This is a genomic window from Synergistota bacterium, assembly GCA_025060595.1.
In the GTDB taxonomy this organism is placed as follows: Bacteria; Synergistota; GBS-1; order GBS-1; family GBS-1; genus 42-11.
The window spans coordinates 47,144-60,489 of sequence record JANXBX010000012.1 but is presented as its reverse complement, the minus strand read 5'-3'; the positions used below and the strand labels follow the sequence as shown (position 1 = coordinate 60,489).

Genomic DNA, 13,346 nt, shown 5'->3' with positions numbered 1-13,346 from the left:
ATAACCCCAAGCCTCCTTATAACCTCAGGATGATTAGATATCTCCTGAGGACGTAAAACTATGTAATTCCTATATCTCTTTATACCCTCATAAAACCTCCTTAAGGCAGAAGGAGAAAAACCAAGGGCGGTGCCTGAAGCGAAGCGAAGCTTTCCAAAATCTATTAGGTCAAGCATAGAGTCTTGTATAACCTCAGTGTAAACATAAAGATCCTCAAACTCAGACTCTAAAAAGCAAGCAAAGACGGCGTTAGCTATGCTTCCGGTTCCTGACTGAAGAGGCAATAGGTTTCTAGGTAGATAACCTCTTTTAACCTCAAACCTAAGGAAATCTATCAGATTTTCCCCCATCCTTTTTGAGACCTCATCTATTGGATCCCAGGGCCTCTGATTATCAGGAATATCAGAGAGGACCACAGCCTCTATCTTCTCAGGATCACAGGGAATGTAAGGAAGTCCTATCCTGTCACTCGGCTTATATATCGGTATCTCTCTCCTATAAGGAGGATCCTCAGGAACGTATATATCATGCATGCCTTCAAGATCTAAAGGCTGAGTGATGTTAACCTCCACAATAACCCTCTTAGCCATCTTAACGAAGGTAGGAGAATTGCCAACAGAGGTAGAGGGAACTATGCCTCCACCCTCGTTTATAGCCACTGCTTCGATTATAGCGAAATCTATTTCACCAAGAAAGCCATACCTTATCATCTGAGGAAACTGAGATAAGTGAAAGTCTACGTAGCTTACCCATCCAGAGTTTATTTTATCCCTTAAAACACTATTAGACTGATAAGGAAACCTTCTTTTAATAGCACCAACCTCCGCTAACGAGCCATCAAGCTCTGGTCCAACAGAGGCACCAGTCCACAAGGTTACACTTAAGGCTTCCCCATTTTTTATCCTCTCTGACAAGGCTAAAGGAACCGCTTTAGGGTAGCCAGCATGTGTGAAACCGCTACAGGCAATAGTCATCCCATCCTTTATCAGGTAAGCAGCCTCTTCCGCTGAAACCACCTTTGAAAGAAGATCCCTATCCCTCACACGATCCCTAATACCAGGCAAGAGCTATCACCTTCCTATGCTCCTTAAAAGATAATCCACACAGACCTTTATAGTATCTTCCTTACCCACAAGTCCTCCCTTTGTTACAAGAGGCAAACCATCAAATTCCCCTCCCACCACGCTTCCAAAGGCGGCTAGCGGGTAAACTTCATCTTTAACGCTTATACCATATGCTCCGAGGCCTTTCACTATAGCCGTGACCGTATCCCCACCACTTACATATATCCCCTTAATTAAATCCTTATTCTCTTTGAGAACCCTTAAGACTACCGCACCTATAGCCTCGTTAACCTTGCTATAGAATCCCTTTCCAAAACCAAGCCTTTCGGCCTCCTCAGGAGAAACGACGTCATCCTCACTTTGAACGGTTGTGAGACCTATAAAGCTATGAAGCTTTACAAATTCGCTAACCTTATCAGACTTAACCATTATCTCCTCCTCAGGAGAAGAGGCAAGCTTTCTAACATCGAGTTTAATCCACTTAATATCATAGCTTCTTGAAAGATACTCCACTTGCTTTCTTATAAGCTCGGTTACACTTCCTATAACGATGAGTATCTTAGGAAAGACAATTCTACCTCCGAGCTTTTTAGAAGCTAAAGAAGCAGTAAACGGTCCTGGATCCACGGGAATGAAGGGCCTACCCCACTTTAAAGAGATAGTGGCTATCCTATCCACATCAGCATCGGTAACCGCATCAAAAACGGCAAAGCTTTCTTCAGGCAAACTATTAAAAGCTTCAAGTAAACTTTCTTCTGATCTAACTATATCATAAGGTATATGGATAACTTTTCTCTTTGTCTGAGAACCTATTATCTTAACCGCATTTGAGGTATTAAATCGGAATACCGATTCCCTTATAACCTCGGTCTCGTCAAGGGGAATGGAGTTTACCAAAACGTGCCCCCCTAAGCATATTCTACCAGCAGCTGGAAAGACTGGAACCATTATGGCATGCTTAATCTCTCCTGAGGAATCGAGCATAGCATCTACCTCATGACCTATACTACCCCTTAAAGTAGTGTCTATCCTCTTGGAGAAGAAGTTACACCCCAAGCTTAAAAGAAGCCTGAACGTTTCAGAAACCTTAGCGTAAGCCTCTTGAGGAGGAAGATACCTACTGCTTGTAGAGATAACTATTATATCCCTCTTCACCTGGGATCTCTCTGAAAGGAGAGAAGGATCTAAGACAGATACAGAGCTTAATCCCCTCTTTGAAAGGAGAGCACCCAAAGCATTAGCCCCTGTTAAGTCATCAGCTATAACACCAATTTTCACCATAACTCTCACCTGGAGCAATCGCTCCAAAAGGAGTACTCATGATTAGTATATCGGAAACCTTTGTTCATTGAAACCTCTACTCCCTTACCTATCGGCTCTAAACCTAAGAGCCTCATGTCGTAGTCAACCATTATCATTACAAGCTCTTCAAAAGTAGTCCTTGGCTCCCAACCAAGCTTCTTCCTAGCCTTAGTTATATCAGCCTGAAGATGCTCAACCTCCGTAGGTCTAAAGTACCTTGGGTCTATCTTAATAACCACATCACCAGGCTTAAAAACTTCCTTCCACCTATCACTTGCGCTTTTTACCACCCCCTTCTCCTCTAAACCACTACCTTTCCACTCTATCTCTAGACCAGCATAACTAAAGGCTTTCTCCACAAACTCTCTAACGGAGTGACTCTCCCCAGTTCCTACAACATAGTCATCTGGATCATCCTGCTGAAGCATAAGCCACATCATCTCAACATATTCAGGAGCAAACCCCCAGTCCCTTTTAGCGTTAAGGTTTCCAAGATAGAGCTCTCTTTGTTTCCCAGCAAGCATATGAGCTATAGCTCTCGTTATCTTCCTTGTAACGAATGTCTCCCCTCGACGAGGGCTTTCATGATTGAAAAGTATCCCATTACACGCAAATAATCCATAAGCCTCCCTATAGTTTACCGTCATCCAGAAAGCATAAACCTTAGCAGCCGCATAAGGGCTTCTTGGATAAAAAGGCGTTTTTTCACTCTGAGGCGGAGGAGAAGCTCCGAACATCTCCGAGGAAGAAGCTTGATAAAACTTTGCTTTTACTCCGCTTCTTCTTATAGCCTCAAGTATCCTTGTCGTCCCAAGGCCAGTTATATCACCAGTATATTCAGGCATATCGAAGCTCACTCTAACATGACTCTGAGCGCCGAGGTTATATATTTCATCAGGTTTAATGTTATAAACTATCTGAGTTAGCTGACTTGCATCGGATAAATCTCCATAGTGAAGGAAAAGCCTAGCTCCAGGCACATGAGGATCTACATAAATATGATCTATCCTCTGAGTGTTAAAAGTGCTTGCTCTTCTTATAATACCATGAACTTCATATCCCTTAGAAAGCAAGAACTCCGCAAGATAGGAACCATCCTGCCCAGTAATACCTGTTATAAGCGCCCTCCTACCCATGTTCCAAATCCCTCTCCTCTCTACTCTTTATAACTCCACACTCTGGGCAGCCATTATATTCAGCTTGAATGGTAACATGAGAGATACCAAAACGATGCAACTCCTCCTCTATCCTATCATATACCCTCATAACCTTGCTTATAGGGATGTCTTTCTTAAGATTTACATGCCCCTCAAAGAAAACCATCTTATCATCTAAGCTCCAAACATGAACATGATGAACATCTTTAACCTCCTCAAGCCTCTCGATGCTTTCAACTAGTTCCCCTATATCTATCGTTTCCGGAGTCGACTGCATTAATATATTTAAAGATTTATTTAAAATCTTAAAGCTCTCTCTAATAACATATATAGCTATCGCTATACTAAGCGTAGGATCAAGCCACCATAAATTGAAATAAAGCATCATAATAGCTCCCAAAATAACTGCTATGGAGGATAGAGCATCAGCAAACATATGCAGATAAGCGGTCTTAACGTTTATATCTCTCCTAGACCACCTTTTAAGAAAATACATGCTTAACAAATTAGCGACTAATCCTATCGATGCAACCCATAATACCGTTAAACCATCTATATATTGAGGCCGAAGTAGTCTTTCTATAGCTTCTTTAATTAATAAAGCCCCTATAGCAAGTAAGGTAACAGAGTTAAATAGGGCAGCTAAAATGGTGGATCTTTTATAACCGAAGGTTTTTCTTTCTGAGGCACTCTTCAAGGATATCTTATGGGCAAAGTATGTAACCACAATAGACATGGCATCGCTAAAGTTATGGAGAGAGTCGGAAATGAGAGCTAAGCTGCCCGATACAATTCCTCCGATAAACTCCGCACCACATATGGCAAAGTTTAACAGTATAACATAAAAAAGCTTAATTCCCTCTACTTGAGAAGGCTCATGTATATGATTATGATGCTCATGCACCATCCCCTTCCCGCCTTTCTATATCATCCTCTCCAAGGTAGCTTCCGCAAGCTACCTCTACTATCTCAAGGGGAAAATCGGAAGGGTTTTCAAGCTTATGAAACTCGTTTTGAGGCACAAATATAGACTCCCCCTCCTTTAGAAAAACCTCCCTATCTTCAAAGGTTATCTTGGCCTCCCCTTTTACAACTATCCAGTGTTCAGACCTAAACCTATGCCTTTGAAAGGTTAGTCCTTCCCTGGGGTTTAAAACAACTCTCTTAATCCAAAAGTTATCTCCTTTCTCAAGAAGAGTATACATTCCCCATGGCCTACATACAGTAACTCGTTCATCAGCCTCTTTCCTTAAACGTTCCTTTAGAAGCCTAACTACTTCCCTAACTTTCTGGCTTTCTCCCCTTTTTGATACTAAAATCGCATCTTCCGTCTCAACTATAAGCATATCCTCAATTCCTAATGTAACGATAAGCCTCTTATCCCCAAGAATCAAGCTATTCCTAGAAGAAAAGTTTATAACCTCCCCTTGCACAGCATTGCCATCTTCATCCTTATTAAGAAGATCGTATATTGCATCGTAAGATCCTACATCGCTCCAAAAGGCATTTAAAGAAACCATAAGAAGGTTTTCCGTTTTTTCCATAACCGCATAGTCGATGGATATATCAGGCATATAGGAGAAGCAATCAACCATCTCCTTAAAGCTAAAGTCCAAGGCTTCTCCTATCCTAGGAGCATGCTTCTTGAGCTCATTTATCATACTATCTACTCTAAAAAGGAACATTCCAGAGTTCCAGAAATATCTTCCTGAAGAGAGGAACTCCCTTGCCTTTTCTAAGCTAGGCTTTTCGAAAAACCCTTCAACCTCATAAATGGATGGTTCCGCTTCTCTTAAAACGCCTATATAGCCATATCCAGTTTCCGGCTTATAGGGCTTTATACCAAAGGTTAAAATCTTACCCAGGGAAGCATGCTTTCGGGCGATTCCGATTACTCTAGCAAGCTCTTCCTCAGGCTCAATTATATGATCAGAGGGAGCCACAAAAACCAACTCTGAGGAGGAAAGCTCTTGCTTCTCAAGAAGATACTTTAAAGATAAGGCTATAGCAGGAGCGGTTCCCCTACTAAACGGTTCAAGAATAATATGGGGTAGGGACTTAAGAGAGAGCTCATTAATCTCCCAATGTACTATAAACTCGTAGTCCCTACCCGTTACTATAACTATATCCTCCGGGGGTAAAAATCTAAGAAGACGCTTTAGCGTCCCCTGAAAAAGGGAAAGCTTATTTCCTATTTTTAAAAACTGCTTTGGCCAAGCTCTCCTCGATAAAGGCCACAGCCTAGTACCCCCACCGCCTGCCAAAACTACGGCTTTCATAATTTAATTATATTACAAGTTTCTGCTTCCTGGCTTATATATAGGTAATCCTTTTTGACAAAGAGGGCACTCCTCTGGCTTATAGTTAGGGAAGCTCACCTTAAGTAATGACGTGGGCTCATGAGGAAGCGAATGCTTACCACCGCTTCTGTCAATTATACATGCGGTATGGATCCATATCCCTCCCTCCTTTTCAACTACGCTTCCCACCTCAGCGCTTGAACCGCCGGTTGTTATAACATCTTCAACTACCAAGGCTTTCTTCCCTTTTGGGAAGGGAAAGCGACGAAGCTTGAAAACCCCTCCCTCTCTCTCACAAAAGAGGAAAGGTACATCAAGGAATCTGGCTACCTCATGCCCCACTATTATGCCACCCAAAGCCGGAGAAACCACCACCTCAGGCTCATATCTTTTAACAAGCTTTCCTATCTCTTCACCAATTAAAGCTGCATATCTTGGATACCTTAAAAGCATGGCACACTGAAGATAGTGCCCACTGTGGAGCCCTGAGGAAAGCAAAAAGTGACCCTCTAAAAAGGCACCCGTTTCCTTAAGCAACCCCCAAATCTTTTCCTCAAGCATAACGATCCCCCTCCTTATGCTTTCAGCTCCTCTTGAGCGAAAGCCATATCCTCTTTAATCTTATCCTTATATAGCTTAACTCTATCGTCAAAGTCCTTATGAGACACAAGCCCTCTACCCGTATAAACGCGAGTTAGCTTTTCAGGAAGCTTCAAAGAATCGAAGCTAAATCCAAGCTTTTCCTTAAGGAGATATTTCATACCATGTATTATTCGAGCTTTCCTCATTAAAGATTCCTCGGTTTCCTCAACCCCCAAAACCCTAAGCCCTCTTAGGACCAGCGGCATGGTGTATCCACCGCGAGCGAAAAGACAGGTAACGAGCGAGTTAGTGACCATCCTCCAAAGGCTTTCCTTATAAAGCTTCTCTACCTCAACGTAAGGATCGGAAGCCTTACCGAAAAACTCCTGATCCACAGAATAACCAGCACAATCTAAGTGAGAATGCCTTACGCCAACGGCAAAACCAACGAAAGCGGCGGGTCCCGTCATATAACCTGGAGACTCTACACCTCCAAAGGTTATCGCAAACTCCTCTCCTCCGTATTTTTGTACGCAGAAGCCTAATCCTCTCTCAAGATCTCTATAAAACTCGGTAGCACCCTTACTTATGTTCCCTAAGACCTTAAGATAGGTTTGAGCATCCCCAAAGCTTAAAACTAAGCCATTCGTGTGAGTCGTATTTATTAACCCTCTTTGAAAGGCCTCTGTGGCCCACGCTAAAGTAACACCGATACTCATTACATCCCAACCCTGTCTTTCAACATAACTGAGAAGACGAAGTACCTCCTCCGCCTTAGAAACACCTAAATTTGAACCTAAAGCAAATATTGGCTCATAATCATAGGATGTCCTAACCGTCCTGAAGAGATGAGGCTCAGCAAACATCTCTCTAAGCTGTCCCATATGAATACATCCTATCGGGCAGTGAGCACAAGCTATCTGCTTAACTAAGTATTCATCAGCGAAATGCTCCCCAGATATACCATCAGCCCCCTCAAAGAAGCCCTGAGAGAAGTTTCTTGTAGGCAAGCTATGGGTATTAGAAAGAGGAATAACATTAGATGCGGTTCCAAGGTCTCGGTATTTTAAGCTAACCTCGGAGTAAGCTAAGATATCAAATATCTCCTTGTAAAGCTTTTGATACTCGCTCCAGTTAGAAATCCTTAAAGTCCTATTTCCTGAAATAACTATAGCCTTTAAGTTCTTAGAGCCCATGATTGCCCCAAGACCGTGTCTTCCGAAATGCCTAGAGGAATCAACTGTAACGCAGGCTATTCTTGAAAGCCTCTCCCCAGCTGGTCCTATCCTTAAAATGCTTTCCTTACCTCTTTTTGTTCCCTCTATTTCACGAAGTATCCTTTCTGTAGCTGTAGCGGTCTTCCCCCATAAGGAGGAGCAAGGAATTATCTTAACCTCTTCATCTTTAATAGAGAGATAAACAGGACAAGAGGCTTTGCCAACTATCCTAAGGACATGAATCCCAGCGGAGGCCATCGCCATAAAAAATCTCCCGCCAGCATGACTCTCCCCAAGGTTTCCAGTCAAGGGAGATTTAAAGATAGCTACAGCCTTAGAAGCGCTTGGATAATAACCGTTAAAGGGACCTATACCAAAGTATATGGGGGATTCAGGGGAAACAGGGTCAAGATCCTCCCTTAAATCCTTTAGGGCAAGGTAGCTTAAAACTCCTGTCCCACCTATATACTTAGAGAAAAGATCGCTTACATCCTCAAACTCAACCTTCCCAGTGGAAAGGTTCACAGAAAGCATCCTAAAGCTCATGCTCTCTCTACCTCCTCCATACCTAAGACACCCCTTGGACAGAAAGAAGCACACACTCCACAATGCCTACAAGGAACGGGAAGCTTATCTTCCTCATCCCACTGAAGCGCCATAGAGATACAGGATGAAACGCAACTACCGCAAGCGTTACATAGCTTTTTTTCCAGATCAACGCCAAAACCCCTTTTAGATGGCCTGAGGGCACCTGTAGGACAAGCTTTAGCACAATCCGGATCTTCACAACCAGAGCAAACCCTTATGGAGAAAAAGCCTTCAGCACCAGAATAGCTTTTTATCCTTAAAGCCGCCTTCTCAATACCAGCTACCCTACCCCAAGTCCTGCTACAAGCATAAACACAGGAATAACATCCCATACATCGCTCCCTATCAAGAACGCTAATCCTCTTAGCCAATATCCCACCCCCACTTAAAGGACATACAATTTATTTTTCAAGATTATATAACGCTAAACAGGGAAAAGCAACCGTGGCTTGCCTTTCAACATGTTTCCCTCCTCTATCTCCCTTTCTATTCTATCGATAGCCTCTCTCGGATCCTTAGCTTTAGTTATACTTCTTCCAACTACTATAAAGTCAGCACCGTTAAGAATCGCCTCCTTAGGAGTGGCCGTTCTCGCCTGATCATCAATCCCACCATCAATCCTTATCCCAGGGACAACCTTAAGAAGCTTCTTACCAAAGCCTTCCCTAAAAAGAGGGAGATCCTTAGCAGAGCAAACAAGCCCATTTAATCCACATTCATAGCATATCTTAACTCTCGCCAATAGGGCCTTTTCAAAGGAAGAACCCGGTGCGATCTCTTCCCAATCCTCCTTACTTAAGCTTGTCAATATAGTAACTCCTAAAAGAAGCATCTTTCCACCGCTTCGCTCCCTTTCTTTAACAGCTTCCTCAAGCATCTTTCTTCCACCAGCAGTATGAAGAGTTAAAGCCCATACTCCCTCATCAGCTAAGGTTCTGACGGCTAAAGAAACAACGCTTGGTATATCATGAAGCTTAAAGTCAAGGAAGACTCTCCATCTTTCGTTCAGCTTTCTTAGAAGATCTCTACCTCCCAAGGCAAAGAGCCTATGACCTATCTTTATTTGTTTGACCTTATCTCCAACAAGATCAAGAACACCCCACATCTCCTCTAGACTTTCCATGTCAAGGGCCAAGATTAACGGAGAATCACCCATTAAACTCTACCTCCCTTCGCCTTTCCTATTATCTCCTTAAGATAAGCGTAGCCCTTACCTTTAAGATAGGATCCTATTCCCGAAAGGATCTTAGCGGGAGCATCGATCTCTAAAAAGGTTATCGTCCCTATTTCGACAGCTGAAGCCCCAGCTAAAAACATGGAAACCGCATCCTCCCAGCTTGAAATTCCTCCGCAACCTATAACATCTATGCTAACCCTTTCTTTCACTTCCCAAACGAGTCTTAAGGTTAGCGGAAATATAGCTGGACCAGAAAGGCCAGCAGTAACCCTCTCAAACACGGGTTTTTCTCTATTTACATCTATCGCCATACCCAGCCAGGTATTGGCCAAGACTACAGCATTTATCCCCTCCTCTTGAGCAATCAGAGCCTCGCTAATTACCTGAGGCGACATCGGAGAAAGCTTAACCCATAAAGGTCCACTCCAAAGACGGCGGGCACAACTAAAAATGCTACTTAGCTCTGAAAGCCTTTCCCTTAATATATGATCTTTCTCTCCCACATTGGGACACGATACATTTAGCTCAATCGCATCTATATCGCTTTCGAAGTCCCTTAAAATCTCCATTGAGGGCTTGAGCTCCTCTAAACTGCCGGCCCAAAGATTTACTATTAGAGGAACATCCCTATCCTTAAGCTTAGGTAGATATTCTCTAACAAATCCGCCAACTCCAGGGTTCTCAAGCCCTATGCTGTTTAATAACCCTCCGCGAACTTCCCATATGCGAATTCCCGGATTTCCATCCCTTGGATGTAAGGTTAAGCCCTTGGTGCATATGGCTCCAACACCATGTGTATAGGGGGATCTCCAAAGATCCGGATCAAAGGGCCAAACTCCAGAAGATATTATCAAAGGAGACTTTAACTTAAGGCCGCCAACCTCACAGGAAACATCCATATTAAAAAACCTCCCTTAAATCAAAAACAGGTCCATCATAACAAACTCTCTTCATACCGCCTTTGGTCCTTATACTACAGCCGTAACAGCCTCCTATTCCACAAGCCATCCTGCTTTCGAAGCTCCCTAAAAGCCTCTTAACTTTACCGCTCAAAACCCTAAAGGCCTCGTAAAGCATAGCATCAGGACCGCAAACCCAAACCTCAGCATCACTACAAGCTAAAGATAAGGCCCCATCTAAAGCGGTTCCCCTTTCCCCTATACTCCCATCCTCAGAAAAGAGGGATAAACCATCGCCCACATTATCCCTAATCCAATCGCATAAGCCCTTATAAACCTTATCCTTCACACCGAAAACAATCTTACCTCCATAACGCTGATGAGCGAAAAGAAGAGGAGCAACACCCATGCCTCCACCAACCAAAAGAAGCTCAAAAGAGGGGGCTGGAAATCCCTTTCCTAGCGGACCCCTTAAGGAGAGAACATCACCGATCTTAACCCTTGAGAGAAGCTCCGTTCCTCTCCCAACCACGGAAAATAGGACTTCAACGCATCCATCTTTCACACCAGCAATGGAAAAGGGCCTTCTTAAGAGAGGGTCCAGAGAAGGAGATACCCTTATTAGAACAAACTGACCAGGATAGGCTACAGAGGATATAGAGGGGGACTCAATTGAAAGATAATATACCCCCTCCATCACCTTGACTTTATTAGCAACAAAACCTTCCAATTCAAATATCATTTATAATCTCTCCCTCAACCATGGTCAAAATAGGCCAGCCTTTAAGAGAAAGGCCATTCCAAGGGGTTAAACGAGCTTTGCTTTTCCAGGTTGACACATCTACTCTTGAAACCTTATCAAGATCAATGACCGTTATATCAGCGAAGCCTCCCTCCCTGAGATAGCCTAAGCTTCTATAACTTTCAGGTAAAACCCTTGAAGGACCGGATGTAAAGAGCCTTAGCAATCTATCTAAAGAAACCGGCCTATTTCGCTTCTCCCAAGCGTCCAAAACCACTGCAACAGCACACTCAAGGGAAGCTATACCAGAGGGCGCCTCCTCAAAGGGAAGGTCCTTCTCATCAATATGGTACGGAGCATGGTCGGTAGCTATAGCGTCTATCACGCCATTCCTCAGAGCATCCCAGAGGGCTTCCACATCCTCCAAGCTCCTTAGGGGTGGTCTAACCTTATAAACCGAATCATAACCGCTCTCAAGAATTTTGCTCTCATCGAGAGTCAAATGATGAGGCGTAACATCGCATGTTACCTTTACTCCCTCTTCCTTCGCCTTTCTTATGGCTCTGATTGCCAAGGCCGTCGAAACATGGGTTATGTGAATTGGGACGTCGAGCTCTCTTGAAAGGGCAATACATCGCTCCACATCAATAAGCTCAGAGGTTGCAGGAATCCCCTTTAACCCCGATATTGCGGAAACCTTTCCCTCATTAATCTGACCGTTCTCGGAAAGGTACGGATCCTCTGGATGCTCCATAATTCTCACTCCCAGATCCTTAGCATATAGCATCGCACTCCTCAGAAGATCGGTTCTTACCGTAGGCGAGCCATCCTCCGTAAATAGAACCGCTCCCTCTTTTACCATCCTCGCCATCTCAGTAAGCTCTTTACCCTCGCGCCCCTTGCTGACGCTTCCTGCCGGAAGAACTTTAGCTCCCTTAGCCCTTTCACCCGTGAGCTTAACGAACCTGACAAGCTCGGGGCTGTCTATAGGAGGATTAGTGTTAGGCATGGCAACTATCGTTGTGAAGCCCCCATATGCTCCCGCTAGCGCCCCGCTTTTTATCTCCTCTCTCCACTCTCCTCCAGGCTCCCTCAAATGAACATGAATATCTATAAAGCCAGGGCATGCTATCTTACCGCTGAGATCTATTACCTTCGCACCTTCAAACATATTCATATTACCAGTGGGAACTATCCTCTTAACGATCCTACCTTCGATCAGCAAATCATAAAGACCTTCCCTTAACCTCTCACCATCAAAAAGCTTAACTCCCTTGAGGATAATCATTACCTTTCACCTCCCAAGTAAAGGTAAAGTAGAGCAGTTCTAACCATAACGCCGTTTCTAACCTGTTCTAGAATCAGGCTTTGCGGTCCATCAGCAACTTCTGAGGAAAGCTCCACTCCCCTATTTATCGGTCCAGGATGCATAACTATAGCTTCAGGCTTGGCTTCCTTCAATACTTCCTCTCTACAACCAAAGTTCATATGATACTCATAATCCGAGGGTATAGCACTTGCCTTCCATCGTTCCTTTTGAACTCTTAAAAGGTATATTACATCCGCTTCCTTAACCGCTTTAATAAAGTCCGGCTCATAGCTAACACCTAAGGCATCAAGATGAAGAGGAACCATGTTTCTTGGCCCAGAAACGAAAACATAAGCTCCCATTTTCTTAAAGCCTATTATGTCGCTCCGAGCAACCCTACTTTGAACTATATCTCCAGCTATTAGAACCCTCTTTCCTTCAAGGCTTCCAAATCTTTTCCAAGCAGTGTATATATCCAAAAGAGCTTGTGTAGGATGGGCATGAGTCCCATCACCTGCGTTTATCACTCTTGCTCTCCTTGCCTTCCGCGCGATATACTGAGGAGCTCCAACCCAAGAGCTTCTTATAACTATCATGTCAACTCCCATTGATTCCAAGGTCCAAACCGTATCCTTTAAGCTCTCACCCTTAACTGCCATGCTCGATGAGGCTGTCGCCCAATTCATCACATTTATACCTAAGAGCTTAGCCGCTATCTCAAAAGAAACCCTTGTTCGCGTTGAGCTCTCAAGAAAAAAGTTAACCAATGTCCTTCCCTTAAGGGATGGAAGGCTCTCCTTACTGTCTAACCTTCTTTCAAATTCGCTTGCAAGATTTAAAACGCTTTCAATATCCTCTCGACTCCAATCATCAATATCAAAAAGATGCTTATGCCTCCACTCCATTACCATCTCACCCTCCTTCAAGGCATAAAAAATAGGGGGCTTGCCCTCTTCCCGGGGCAAGCCCCCTATCCTATTCAGATTAGCCGCGGTCGTAATTACACCTT

Annotated in this window: 13 protein-coding genes; all 13 read right to left on the bottom strand. The window is 43.7% G+C overall.

The window, feature by feature from the left end; all coding sequences use genetic code 11:
- On the bottom strand, positions 1 to 1,064 hold a 1,064-nt coding region (locus NZ900_08200), incomplete at its 3' end, for an acetyl-CoA hydrolase (GenBank protein ID MCS7234063.1).
- A 6-nt stretch (positions 1,065 to 1,070) separates the two neighbouring features.
- Positions 1,071 to 2,345, bottom strand: coding sequence for a hypothetical protein (locus NZ900_08195; protein MCS7234062.1), 1,275 nt, complete (start codon positions 2,343 to 2,345; stop codon positions 1,071 to 1,073).
- 5 nt (positions 2,346 to 2,350) lie between these two features.
- Positions 2,351 to 3,502, bottom strand: a complete 1,152-nt coding sequence (gmd, locus tag NZ900_08190; protein MCS7234061.1) for a GDP-mannose 4,6-dehydratase — start codon at positions 3,500 to 3,502, stop codon at positions 2,351 to 2,353.
- Positions 3,495 to 4,430 carry a cation diffusion facilitator family transporter gene (locus NZ900_08185; GenBank protein ID MCS7234060.1) on the bottom strand — a complete coding sequence of 312 codons (936 nt, stop codon included), beginning with the start codon at positions 4,428 to 4,430 and terminating at the stop codon, positions 3,495 to 3,497. Before NZ900_08185 ends, gmd begins: the two co-directional genes overlap by 8 nt.
- Entirely contained in the window at positions 4,420 to 5,802 is a 1,383-nt protein-coding gene (locus NZ900_08180; GenBank protein ID MCS7234059.1) for a mannose-1-phosphate guanylyltransferase/mannose-6-phosphate isomerase, read from the bottom strand. The genes NZ900_08185 and NZ900_08180 overlap by 11 nt, the downstream gene beginning before the upstream one ends.
- A 12-nt stretch (positions 5,803 to 5,814) precedes the next feature.
- Complete coding sequence (gene pyrE, locus NZ900_08175; protein MCS7234058.1) at positions 5,815 to 6,384, bottom strand: orotate phosphoribosyltransferase; 570 nt, start codon at positions 6,382 to 6,384, stop codon at positions 5,815 to 5,817.
- A 14-nt stretch (positions 6,385 to 6,398) separates the two neighbouring features.
- On the bottom strand, positions 6,399 to 8,168 hold the full coding sequence (locus tag NZ900_08170) for an aldehyde:ferredoxin oxidoreductase (protein ID MCS7234057.1): 1,770 nt from the start codon (positions 8,166 to 8,168) through the stop codon (positions 6,399 to 6,401).
- A complete protein-coding gene (locus NZ900_08165) occupies positions 8,165 to 8,581 on the bottom strand; it encodes a (Fe-S)-binding protein (protein ID MCS7234056.1) in 417 nt (138 codons plus the stop codon). Before NZ900_08165 ends, NZ900_08170 begins: the two co-directional genes overlap by 4 nt.
- Before the next feature lie 53 nt (positions 8,582 to 8,634).
- Complete coding sequence (pyrF, locus tag NZ900_08160) at positions 8,635 to 9,366, bottom strand: orotidine-5'-phosphate decarboxylase (GenBank protein MCS7234055.1); 732 nt, start codon at positions 9,364 to 9,366, stop codon at positions 8,635 to 8,637.
- Positions 9,366 to 10,286: a dihydroorotate dehydrogenase gene (locus NZ900_08155; GenBank protein ID MCS7234054.1), complete on the bottom strand. Its 921-nt coding sequence runs from the start codon at positions 10,284 to 10,286 to the stop codon at positions 9,366 to 9,368. The genes pyrF and NZ900_08155 overlap by 1 nt, the downstream gene beginning before the upstream one ends.
- Position 10,287: 1 nt before the next feature.
- Entirely contained in the window at positions 10,288 to 11,028 is a 741-nt protein-coding gene (locus NZ900_08150) for a dihydroorotate dehydrogenase (GenBank protein ID MCS7234053.1), read from the bottom strand.
- Positions 11,018 to 12,316 (bottom strand): dihydroorotase, encoded by a 1,299-nt coding sequence (locus NZ900_08145; GenBank protein MCS7234052.1) that lies wholly within the window; start codon positions 12,314 to 12,316, stop codon positions 11,018 to 11,020. Before NZ900_08145 ends, NZ900_08150 begins: the two co-directional genes overlap by 11 nt.
- Positions 12,316 to 13,242 carry an aspartate carbamoyltransferase catalytic subunit gene (locus NZ900_08140; protein MCS7234051.1) on the bottom strand — a complete coding sequence of 309 codons (927 nt, stop codon included), beginning with the start codon at positions 13,240 to 13,242 and terminating at the stop codon, positions 12,316 to 12,318. The genes NZ900_08145 and NZ900_08140 overlap by 1 nt, the downstream gene beginning before the upstream one ends.
- Positions 13,243 to 13,346: the final 104 nt, after the last annotated feature.

Excerpts from the sequence above, each read along its gene's own strand:
- NZ900_08140 (MCS7234051.1), bottom strand. The coding sequence starts at position 13,242 with ATGGAGTGGAGGCATAAGCATCTTTTTGATATTGATGATTGGAGTCGA.
- NZ900_08170 (MCS7234057.1), bottom strand. The coding sequence starts at position 8,168 with ATGAGCTTTAGGATGCTTTCTGTGAACCTTTCCACTGGGAAGGTTGAG.
- NZ900_08155 (MCS7234054.1), bottom strand. The coding sequence starts at position 10,286 with ATGGATGTTTCCTGTGAGGTTGGCGGCCTTAAGTTAAAGTCTCCTTTG.
- NZ900_08145 (MCS7234052.1), bottom strand. The coding sequence starts at position 12,316 with ATGATTATCCTCAAGGGAGTTAAGCTTTTTGATGGTGAGAGGTTAAGG.
- NZ900_08150 (MCS7234053.1), bottom strand. The coding sequence starts at position 11,028 with ATGATATTTGAATTGGAAGGTTTTGTTGCTAATAAAGTCAAGGTGATG.
- NZ900_08180 (MCS7234059.1), bottom strand. The coding sequence starts at position 5,802 with ATGAAAGCCGTAGTTTTGGCAGGCGGTGGGGGTACTAGGCTGTGGCCT.
- pyrE (MCS7234058.1), bottom strand. The coding sequence starts at position 6,384 with ATGCTTGAGGAAAAGATTTGGGGGTTGCTTAAGGAAACGGGTGCCTTT.
- NZ900_08195 (MCS7234062.1), bottom strand. The coding sequence starts at position 2,345 with ATGGTGAAAATTGGTGTTATAGCTGATGACTTAACAGGGGCTAATGCT.
- gmd (MCS7234061.1), bottom strand. The coding sequence starts at position 3,502 with ATGGGTAGGAGGGCGCTTATAACAGGTATTACTGGGCAGGATGGTTCC.
- NZ900_08185 (MCS7234060.1), bottom strand. The coding sequence starts at position 4,430 with ATGGTGCATGAGCATCATAATCATATACATGAGCCTTCTCAAGTAGAG.
- pyrF (MCS7234055.1), bottom strand. The coding sequence starts at position 9,366 with ATGGGTGATTCTCCGTTAATCTTGGCCCTTGACATGGAAAGTCTAGAG.